Raw genomic sequence first — 9,767 nt, forward strand, 5'->3', positions numbered from 1 at the left:
GTAGAGGACCGGCGTGCCGTCCGGCACGCGGTTCATCATGTCCAGGGTGATGAACGGCTTCCACAGCCAGTAGCCGGCGCCGCGCGGCGCGGCCATGATCGATGGGTATTTTCGCGCCAGGTCGACCAGCACCGGGTGGTCCGGCGTATAAAGATGACTGTCGAGGCCGAAGCGGCGCGCGCTCTTCAGCAGCAGCTTGCCGGCCTGCGACAGGTTCGGCGTCGCATAGCTGACATGGACGGCGCGCATCAGCCCGCCTGTTCGGTCCTGGCGAAGCTCGCGCGATCGGCGAAGCGCGCATACCAGTCGCTGATGTCGGCAAATCGGGCAAGCAATTCACGCCCTTCTGCGACCTTGACGAAATAGCCGACGATCGGTGCCGCGTGCAGGTCGGCAAGGGTCAGTTGCGACCCCAGCAGCCACGGCCCGTCGGCCTTCAGCGCCGACAGTGTCCGCAGCACAGCTTCCGCTTGCGACAGGCCCTTGGCGATCAGGGCCTCGTCGGGCGGATTTTGCTCCAGCCGCTCGACGGCGATATCCCAGACCATGGCGCGGTAGCCATAGGCGTCGAGCAGGCCGGTGATCTGGTTCATCCTTGCCCGGCTGCGCGCGTCTTTTGGCTGCAGCGCCGGGCCGTCGAAGGCCTCGTCGGCATAGCGGGCGATCGCGCTCGCCTCGAACAGGCGAAAGCCGTCATGCTCGAAAGCCGGGATGCGGCCGAACGGATGATGTTCAAGATACCAGGCCGCAACACCTTCCGGGGCAAAGACATCGACGGGCACGAGGTCGTAGCCGATGCCTTTCTCTTCCAGCGCCAGCCGCGCGATGCGGACATAGACGCTGTAGTCGGCGCCGTACAGGATTGGCTTGCTCATCGTCAGCCCCTTGCTTCCGCTCGTGTTGCTGCCCAAAAAGCGAAGGCTCCTTTCGGAGCCTTCGGCATGTCGAAATTTGGGTTCTTACCCCATGGCCTTCTGTAGGTTCTCGTCGATCTTGTCGAGGAAACCGGTGGTCGACAGCCAGGGCTGGTCGGGGCCGATGAGCAGCGATAGGTCCTTGGTCATGAAGCCGGACTCCACCGTCTGGATGCAGACCTTTTCCAAGGTCTCGGCGAAGCGTTTCAGTTCGGCATTGTCGTCGAGCTTGGCGCGGTGCGCGAGACCGCGCGTCCAGGCGAAGATCGAGGCGATCGAGTTGGTCGAGGTCTCCTCGCCCTTCTGGTGCTGGCGGTAGTGGCGGGTGACGGTGCCGTGCGCGGCCTCCGCTTCCACGGTCTTGCCGTCTGGCGTCATCAGCACCGAGGTCATCAGGCCGAGCGAGCCGAAGCCTTGCGCCACCGTGTCCGACTGCACGTCGCCGTCGTAGTTCTTGCAGGCCCAGACATAGCCGCCCGACCATTTCAGGCTGGAGGCCACCATGTCGTCGATCAGCCGGTGCTCGTACCAGAGTTTCTTGGCCTTGAACTCGGCCTCGAATTCCTGCTCGTAGACTTCCTGGAAGATGTCCTTGAAGCGGCCGTCATAGGCCTTGAGGATGGTGTTCTTGGTCGAAAGATAGACCGGATAGTTGCGCAGCAGGCCGTAGTTCAGCGAGGCGCGGGCGAACTCGCGGATCGATTCGTCCAGATTGTACATGGCCATGGCGACGCCGGCGGCCGGCGCGTCGAACACGTCGTGCTCGATCACGGTGCCGTCCTCGCCGACGAACTTGATCGTCAGCTTGCCCTTGCCGGGATAGCGGAAGTCGGTGGCGCGGTACTGGTCGCCGAAAGCGTGGCGGCCGACGATGATCGGCTTGGTCCAGCCCGGCACCAGGCGCGGCACGTTCTTCATGATGATCGGTTCGCGGAAGATGGTGCCGCCGAGGATGTTGCGGATCGTGCCGTTCGGCGACTTCCACATCTTCTTCAGCTTGAATTCCTCGACGCGCTGCTCGTCGGGAGTGATCGTCGCGCATTTCACGCCGACGCCGTATTTCTTGATGGCGTTGGCCGAGTCGATCGTCACCTGGTCGTTGGTGGCGTCGCGGTGCTCGATGCCGAGATCGTAATAGTCGAGCTTGAGGTCGAGATAGGGGTGGATCAGCTTGTCCTTGATGAACTGCCAGATGATGCGGGTCATCTCGTCGCCGTCGAGTTCGACGACCGGGTTCGCCACCTTGATCTTCGCCATGGAAAGAATGCCTCGTTGCTGGGGATCGGAACGGCCTTGCCCGCATGGCTTTCGGCCGGGGATGCGCAGCGTATATCAAAGGCCTTTTGAGCGCGCAAACGCCGATCCGCCCGCGACTTCATGCCGTTCTTTGCCAAAGCTTCATTTTCACGGCCGAATATGGCAGGGGTCGCCGAAATGCCGCAAACAGCAGTTCATTGACGCCCATGCCAGCCAACGAAGATCCTAACGATACCCCCGCAGCAGGTCCGGCGATCATCCTGGTCGAGCCGCAGCTTGGCGAGAACATCGGCATGGTCGCGCGCGCCATGGCCAATTTCGGTCTTGCCGAGCTCAGGCTGGTCAATCCTCGCGACGGCTGGCCGAGCGAGAAGGCGCGCGCCGCGGCAAGCCGCGCCGATCATGTCATCGATGCGGTGCGGGTCTTCGACGATCTCGCCTCGGCGATCGCCGATCTCAATTTCGTCTTCGCCACGACGGCGCGCGAGCGCGACGGCTTCAAGGCCGTGCGCGGACCGGTCGAGGCGGGCAGGGCGCTGAGGACGCGGCAGCGTGCCGGGCAGCGCACCGGCATTCTGTTCGGCCGCGAACGCTTCGGCCTCTACAATGAGGAAGTCGGGCTCGCCGACGAGATCGTCACCTTTCCGGTCGATCCTGGCTTTTCGTCGCTCAACATCGCCCAGGCGGTGCTGTTGATGTCCTATGAATGGATGAAGTCGGGGCTGGATGACGAGACCCAAACCAACTTCTCCGGACCGGAACTCGTGCCGGCGACCAAGGAACAGTTGCAGAGCCTGTTCACCTATCTTGAAGGCGCGCTGGAGGCGCGCGGATATTTCCGCCCGGAAGGGAAGAAACCGAAGATGGTCGACAATCTGCGTGCCGTGCTGACGCGCGCCGGTTTCGCCGAGCCGGAACTGAAGGTGCTAAGGGGCATCATCTCGTCGCTGGACAGATTTTCGCCGGCGATGCCGCGCGGCGACGGTTCCCCCGGCGACGATCCGAGACGGCTGCCCGCCGCTGCCGCGCGCGCCCGCAAGGCGGAAGCGGGCCAGGCGCACAGCACCAATGGCGACGACAATGACGCGCCGCTGGGCGGCAAGGGCACCGACAATGACTGACCGGCCGATCCTGATGTTCGATTCCGGTGTTGGCGGCCTCACGGTGCTGCGCGAGGCGCGCGTGCTGATGCCCGACCGGCGCTTCGTCTATGTCGCCGACGACGCGGCCTTTCCCTTCGGCGCCTGGGAGGAGCCGGCGCTGCGCACGCACATACTCGATCTCTTCGCCAGGCTGCTCGACCGGTTTTCGCCGGCGATCTCGGTTATCGCCTGCAACACCGCATCGACGCTGGTGATCGAAGCGCTGCGCAACAGGTTCCCCGGTCACCCCTTCATCGGCACGGTGCCGGCGGTCAAGCCGGCGGCGGAGCGCACCCGCTCCGGCCTGGTCTCGGTGCTGGCGACGCCGGGCACGGTGAAGCGGCAGTACACGCGCGACCTGATCAGCAAATGGGCGCAGAAATGCCACGTCCGCCTCGTCGGCAGCAACAATCTGGCGGGGCTGGCCGAAGTCTACATGCGCGAGGGCTTTGTCGACGAGGAGGCTGTACGCAGCGAGATCGCGCCCTGCTTCCTCGAACGCGACGGACAGCGCACCGACATCGTCGTGCTTGCCTGCACGCACTATCCGTTCCTGGTCAACCGCATGCGCAAGACCGCGCCCTGGCCGGTGGACTGGATCGATCCGGCCGAAGCCATAGCCCGCCGCGCCATGTCCTTGCTCCCGCCGGTCAACGGATCCTCGCAAGGCGAGCCCGACATTGCCGTCTTCACCTCCGGCAAGTCTGATTTCGCCATCGGCCGGCTGATGCAGGGTTTTGGTCTGACGATCCCTTGACGGCAGGAACATCGGCTGGGCGGCTGCGTTCCCTCCCATAGTCAATTGGGAGAAACGACCATGCCTGCCACATCGAAAGCTCAGCAAAAGGCCGCTGGCGCGGCGCTGTCGGCAAAACGCGGCGACACCAAGAAGAGCGAGCTCAAGGGCGCCTCGAAGGGAATGTACGAATCGATGAGCGAAAAGCAGCTCGAGGAATTCGCCGAGACCAGGCGCAAGGGCTTGCCCGAGAAGAAATCCAAGAGCTGATCTCGCTGCACTTGGGGAAGAAAAGCAAGAACCCGCCTGCGGGGCCGCGGGCTCTCGGTGATTGGTCCGCAGTGCCACGCACAAGCTTGACACCGCCTAAATCTCCGTTTAATCAGCGCGCCAACACCGGGCCGCAATGCCCGGTGGTTTTCTTTATGCGCAAGGCAGACGGAAGTTCGATTGTTTCTCCCCCGGCCTTGTTAACTGACGTGTCCCGTGGGTTTTCCGTCGCGTTGCGTGGAAAACCCTGTCAGGTCTCGAAAACGGAGGCCAGAGGAGGGCGCGTTTCCTTCACTCGGAGCATGAGGTTCCGGGTGTATTGTTTTGAAAGGGAATGCGATGAGCAAGCGCGAATCCGCGAAATACAAGATCGACCGCCGTCTCGGCGAAAACATCTGGGGCCGCCCGAAGTCCCCGGTCAACAAGCGTGAATACGGCCCCGGCCAGCACGGCCAGCGCCGCAAGGGCAAGCTTTCCGACTTCGGTCTGCAGCTGCGCGCCAAGCAGAAGCTGAAGGGCCACTATGGCGACGTTTCGGAAAAGCAGTTCCGCAAGGTCTATGAAGAGGCGGACCGCCGCAAGGGCGACACCTCGGAGAACCTGATCGGCCTGCTCGAGTCGCGTCTCGACGCGGTCGTCTACCGCGCCAAGTTCGTGCCGACCATTTTCGCCGCCCGCCAGTTCGTCAATCACGGCCACGTCAACGTCAACGGCAAGCGCGTCAACATCGGCTCGTATCGCTGCAAGCCGGGCGACGTCGTCGAGGTGCGCGAGAAGTCGAAGCAGCTCGTCATCGTGCTGGAATCGGTCGCTCTCGCCGAGCGCGATGTGCCTGACTATATCGAAGCCGACCACAACAAGATGACCGCCACCTTCGCGCGCATCCCCGGCCTGTCGGATGTTCCGTTCGCCGTGCAGATGGAGCCGAACCTGGTCGTCGAATTCTATTCGCGCTGATCGGTTGCTTCAGCAATCCATCGAAAGGCCGCCCATTGGGCGGCCTTTTTGTTTGCCGAACCGCCATGCCGGCGCCGCAGAAATCGATTTCGATTTCCGAGCCGATGCGCTAATCCGGGCGCCGACACCTGTCCCTGGGGCCGATGCGCCATGAATATGCTGCCAGACGTCAAATCCCTCGAGCCGGTCGGCGACGACACTGAGGGCGGCTTCCATCCGCTGTTCGCCGACGTGCCGTCGTCGGTCGAGTTCAACAAGCTGCGCAAGCGACTGCTGCGATTGACGCGCCAGGCGATCGAGGACTTCGCCATGGTGAAGCCCGGCGAACGCTGGCTGGTGGCGCTGTCCGGCGGCAAGGATTCCTACGGCCTGCTCGCCCTGCTCCTCGACCTAAAATGGCGCGGCCTGCTGCCGGTCGAACTGCTCGCCTGCAATCTCGACCAGGGCCAGCCGAACTTTCCCAAGCACGTCCTGCCCGACTACCTCAATGCCAACGGCATTGCGCATCGTATCGAATACCAGGACACTTATTCGGTGGTCACCGACAAGCTGCCCGAAGGCAGCACCTATTGCTCGCTCTGCTCGCGACTGCGGCGCGGCCACCTCTACCGCATCGCGCGCGAGGAGGGCTGCGCCGCTCTCGTACTGGGTCACCACCGCGAGGACATCCTCGAAACCTTCTTCATGAACCTGTTCCACGGCGGTCGCCTTGCCGCCATGCCGCCGAAACTCCTCAACGATGAGGGCGACGTCATGGTGCTGCGGCCGCTCGCCTATAACGCTGAGGCCGATCTCGAGAAATTCGCCGACGCGATGAAGTTCCCGATCATCCCCTGCGATCTCTGCGGCAGCCAGGAAGGCCTGCAGCGCAATGCCATGAAGGCGATGCTGGACGACATCGAAAGGCGCATGCCCGGCCGCAAGGACACGATGATCCGCGCCATGACGAATGTGCGGCCCTCGCATCTGCTCGACAGGAAGCTGTTCGACTTCGCCGCCCTCAACGACAGGTAAGACGATCCCTATGACAATTGACGATAGCGCCATCGACTGGCTTGCCGGTCTCCTCTCCGACGCGGCCACTGCCGAGATCATGCCGCGCTTTCGCCGGCTGGGCGAAGGCGACATCCGCCAGAAGACATCGGCCGCCGATCTGGTGACCGAGGCCGACGTCAATGCCGAGCGGGTGATCACGGCAAGGCTGCGCGAGCGCTATCCCTCGGCCATGATCGTTGGCGAGGAGGCCTGCTCCGACAATCCGGCGCTGCTCGGCGGTCTCGGCGATGCCGAGCTCGCCTTTGTCATCGATCCGGTCGACGGCACCTTCAACTTCGCCTCCGGCGTGCCGCTGTTCGGCGTCATGCTGGGCGTTGTCGTCAAGGGCGAGACCGTCGCCGGCATCATCCACGACCCCGTCGGCAAGGACTGGCTGATCGGCGCCAAAGGCGCAGGCAGCCACATCCGCCACGCCGATGGCGCGCTGGAGAAGGTGCGCGTCGCGGCGGCCGTGCCGATCTCGCAAATGACGGGCGCCGTCTCCTGGCAATACCTGCCGGAACCCGAGCGCTCGCGGCTCGCCCGCAACCAGACCAAGGCGCTGTCGCAGTTCGGCTATCGCTGCGCGGCGCACGAATACCGGCTGCTCGCCAGCGGCCACGCGCATTTCGTCGTCTACAACAAGCTGATGCCGTGGGATCATCTGGCCGGCGTGCTGATCCATCAGGAAGCCGGCGGCTATGCGGCGCGGATCGACGGCAGCGCCTATCTGCCCTCGCATGTCGACGGCGGCATCCTGGTCGCCCCCGACAAGGACAGCTGGCAGGAGCTGCGCCGCGAACTCTGGGCCGACTAAGACCTTAGGCTGGGCTCACACCGGCGGGTTATGCGGCTGGAACAGCCTGCCGCGCTCGGCAATCAGGATCATCAGCAGCGCCGCGACCGACACGCTGCAGAAGCCGGCGGCGAGCGGCGTCACCGTGCCGTTGTAGGCCTGGCCGATCGCCGCTCCGATCAGGGCGCCGAGAAAGGTCTGCATGAAGCCCAGGATGGACGCAGCAGTCCCGGCGAGTTCGCCGAGCGGCTCCATGGCGAGCGCGTTGAAATTCGCGCCCAGGCCACCGAACGGCACCATGGCGCCGGCAAATAAGGTGATGAAGAGCCAGAGCGGCATGGTCATTTCGAGCGAGACGACCAGCCAGGCAAGACTGATGCAGAGGAACACAAGCAGCGCATCTTGCGACAGTCGACGCATGCCGACCTGTCCGACCAGCCGCGAGTTGAGGTAATTCGAGAAAGCGAGCGCTGCGGCGACGCCGGCGAAGATCAGCGGGAACAGCTCGCCGACATGGAAGATGTCGACATAGATCTGCTGCGCGGAACTGATGAAGCCGAACATGGCGGCGAAGATGAAGGTGCTGGCGAAGGCATAGCACAGCGTGAGACGGTTGGTGAGCACGATGCGGAAACCATCGACGACCGCGCTGACCGTCAGTGGCCGGCGATATTCCGGATGCAGCGTCTCGGGCAGGCGCAGCACCGCCCACGCCGATATGATCAACGCCCCGACGGCCATGGTCACGAAGATCCAGTGCCAGCTTGCAAACAACATGACGAACTGGCCAATGCCAGGCGCGACGACCGGGATCGCCATGAACACCATGAAGATCAGGGACATCACTTCGGCCATGCGCCGCCCCTCGAACGTATCGCGCACGATCGAGACGGCGATGACGCGGGTCGCGGCGGCGCCGAAGCCTTGTATGAGGCGGCAGGTGAGCAACAAGGCGAAACTCGGCGCGACGGCGGCTGCAGCCGCGGCGGCGACATAGACGATCAGGCCGAAGACCAGCGGCGCGCGACGCCCGAATCGATCCGAGATCGGCCCGAAGAAAAGCTGCCCGCCGCCGAAGCCGAGCATATAGGCGGTGATGACATACTGGCGGTGGTTCTCGCTCATCACGCCGAGCGAGGCGCCGATCTGCTGCAGCGCCGGCAGCATGATGTCGATGGCGAGCGAGTTGAGCGCCATCAGCGCCGCGCAGAGCGCGATGAATTCCCAGCGCGGAATGGGCAAGTTGCTTGCCGATTGCTGCGCCACTGCCTGCTTGTCCACGGCAAAATCCGATTTTTCAAAACGAACGTGCGCCGGTTGACCGGCGCATCCATCCGTCTCGTTCCCGAGTATCGGGAACCAAATGCCGAGGTGGGGGCAGCCCCGGAAGGCAGCGCCGCCGGTCAGGTGCCGGCAGGCGCGTTCAGTCAGGCGGCGCCTTTGACGCTGACGCCCTTTTCGACGAGGAACGTTTGCAGTTCGCCCGCCTGGAACATCTCGCGCACGATGTCGCAACCGCCGACGAACTCGCCCTTGACATAGAGCTGCGGGATAGTCGGCCAGTTGGAATAATCCTTGATGCCCTGGCGCAGCTCGGCCGACGTCAGCACGTTCACGCCTTTGTAGTCGGCCCCGATATAGTCGAGGATCTGAACCACCTGGCCGGAGAAGCCGCACTGCGGAAAGCCGGGCGTGCCCTTCATGAAGAGCACCACGTCGTTGCTCTTCACTTCGCTGTCGATGTAGTCGTTGATACCGCTCATGGATAATCCTTTCACGCCTGTGGGAGTCAGGCTCGAAACATAACCATCAAATAAACCCATAGGTTGACCGAAACAAGGTATTTGCCTTGCTGACGCCGAAATGGCGCAAAAGATGGCCTGACGCTGCACCAAGTCCCCTAGGCTGCCAATCCTCCCGGAGCGTAATGAAAAAGCGCTATCTCGCGACGATCCTGATCGGCGTCCTGCTCGTCGCCCTGGCCGCGGCCCTTTGGCTGAGGCCGCGGGAACGCCCGCCGCTCGTCATCGGCGGACTGCCCGCTCCGTGCCGGGATTTGAGCTTCGAGGCGGTCCCCTATGTCGTCTGCGAGATCGATCTCAACTCTTATGACGTCGACCTCTTTCATGCCGGCGCTGACGGCAAACCCTACGGGTCGCTGGAGGTGTTCGACAAGGCGATGAAGGGGCTGGGGCGGCCGGTCCTGCTTGCCATGAATGGCGGCATGTACCACGAGGACCTGACGCCGGTCGGGCTGCTTGTCGAGGATGGCAGGGAAAGAGCGCCGCTCAACCTTGCCGACGCCGAGGGCAATTTCTTCCTGAAGCCGAACGGCGTGTTCCTGATCGGCAGGGACGGCAAGGCCGCGGTCATGGAAAGCAGCGCCTATGCCGGCGCCAAGCCCGATTCCGTCTTCGCCACGCAGTCGGGCCCGATGCTGGTGATCGACGGCGCGCTGCATCCGCGCTTCGACCAGAATGGAACCTCGCGCTATGTCCGCAACGGGGTTGGCGTGCGCGATGGCGATACCGTCGTGCTGGCGATCTCGCGGTCGGAAGTCAGCCTTGGCAGCTTCGCGCGGCTGTTCCGCGACGCGTTGTCCTGTCCCAATGCGCTGTTCCTCGATGGCGTGGTCTCGGCGCTGTCGGACGGCGACAGGA

Annotated in this window: 12 protein-coding genes; 7 read left to right on the forward strand and 5 right to left on the reverse strand. The window is 63.7% G+C overall.

Annotation, left to right across the window (positions count from 1 at the left end; all coding sequences use genetic code 11):
* From EN745_RS22115 to EN745_RS22125, 3 genes are all read right to left on the reverse strand, one after another.
* Nucleotides 1–249, reverse strand: a 249-nt coding sequence (locus tag EN745_RS22115) for a hypothetical protein (protein WP_210213767.1), incomplete at its 3' end; no start/stop codon positions are given.
* Nucleotides 249–875: a glutathione S-transferase family protein gene (locus EN745_RS22120; protein WP_127422250.1), complete on the reverse strand. Its 627-nt coding sequence runs from the start codon at nt 873–875 to the stop codon at nt 249–251. The genes EN745_RS22120 and EN745_RS22115, both read right to left, overlap by 1 nt.
* An 84-nt stretch (nt 876–959) precedes the next feature.
* Entirely contained in the window at nt 960–2,171 is a 1,212-nt protein-coding gene (locus tag EN745_RS22125) for an NADP-dependent isocitrate dehydrogenase (RefSeq protein WP_126054852.1), read from the reverse strand.
* Between the two features lie 206 nt (nt 2,172–2,377).
* Between EN745_RS22125 and EN745_RS22130 the strand changes: the two genes are divergently transcribed.
* The 6 genes from EN745_RS22130 to EN745_RS22155 all read left to right on the forward strand — a co-directional run bounded on the left by EN745_RS22130 (nt 2,378) and on the right by EN745_RS22155 (nt 7,128).
* Nucleotides 2,378–3,292 carry an RNA methyltransferase gene (locus EN745_RS22130; RefSeq protein ID WP_126054851.1) on the forward strand — a complete coding sequence of 305 codons (915 nt, stop codon included), beginning with the start codon at nt 2,378–2,380 and terminating at the stop codon, nt 3,290–3,292.
* Nucleotides 3,285–4,070 (forward strand): glutamate racemase, encoded by a 786-nt coding sequence (gene murI / locus EN745_RS22135; RefSeq protein WP_127406662.1) that lies wholly within the window; start codon nt 3,285–3,287, stop codon nt 4,068–4,070. Before EN745_RS22130 ends, murI begins: the two co-directional genes overlap by 8 nt.
* A gap of 60 nt (nt 4,071–4,130) precedes the next feature.
* On the forward strand, nt 4,131–4,319 hold the full coding sequence (locus tag EN745_RS22140) for a DUF3008 family protein (RefSeq protein WP_126054849.1): 189 nt from the start codon (nt 4,131–4,133) through the stop codon (nt 4,317–4,319).
* A gap of 339 nt (nt 4,320–4,658) precedes the next feature.
* A complete protein-coding gene (rpsD, locus tag EN745_RS22145) occupies nt 4,659–5,276 on the forward strand; it encodes a 30S ribosomal protein S4 (protein WP_126054848.1) in 618 nt (205 codons plus the stop codon).
* A gap of 156 nt (nt 5,277–5,432) precedes the next feature.
* Nucleotides 5,433–6,290: a tRNA 2-thiocytidine(32) synthetase TtcA gene (ttcA, locus tag EN745_RS22150; protein WP_189363121.1), complete on the forward strand. Its 858-nt coding sequence runs from the start codon at nt 5,433–5,435 to the stop codon at nt 6,288–6,290.
* 10 nt (nt 6,291–6,300) lie between these two features.
* Entirely contained in the window at nt 6,301–7,128 is an 828-nt protein-coding gene (locus EN745_RS22155; protein ID WP_126054846.1) for an inositol monophosphatase family protein, read from the forward strand.
* 15 nt (nt 7,129–7,143) lie between these two features.
* On the opposite strand, the gene EN745_RS22160 is transcribed toward EN745_RS22155, so the two are convergent.
* On the reverse strand, nt 7,144–8,388 hold the full coding sequence (locus EN745_RS22160; RefSeq protein ID WP_127422252.1) for a multidrug effflux MFS transporter: 1,245 nt from the start codon (nt 8,386–8,388) through the stop codon (nt 7,144–7,146).
* 146 nt (nt 8,389–8,534) lie between these two features.
* The gene (gene grxD, locus EN745_RS22165; RefSeq protein WP_126054844.1) at nt 8,535–8,870 is read right to left on the reverse strand and encodes a Grx4 family monothiol glutaredoxin; all 336 of its coding nucleotides are present in this window, start codon (nt 8,868–8,870) and stop codon (nt 8,535–8,537) included.
* A 164-nt stretch (nt 8,871–9,034) separates the two neighbouring features.
* Between grxD and EN745_RS22170 the strand changes: the two genes are divergently transcribed.
* Nucleotides 9,035–9,767: phosphodiester glycosidase family protein (locus EN745_RS22170; protein WP_127422253.1), on the forward strand; the 733-nt coding region annotated here is incomplete at its 3' end.

This window comes from Mesorhizobium sp. M4A.F.Ca.ET.022.05.2.1 (assembly GCF_003998845.1).
Taxonomy (GTDB): domain Bacteria; phylum Pseudomonadota; class Alphaproteobacteria; order Rhizobiales; family Rhizobiaceae; genus Mesorhizobium.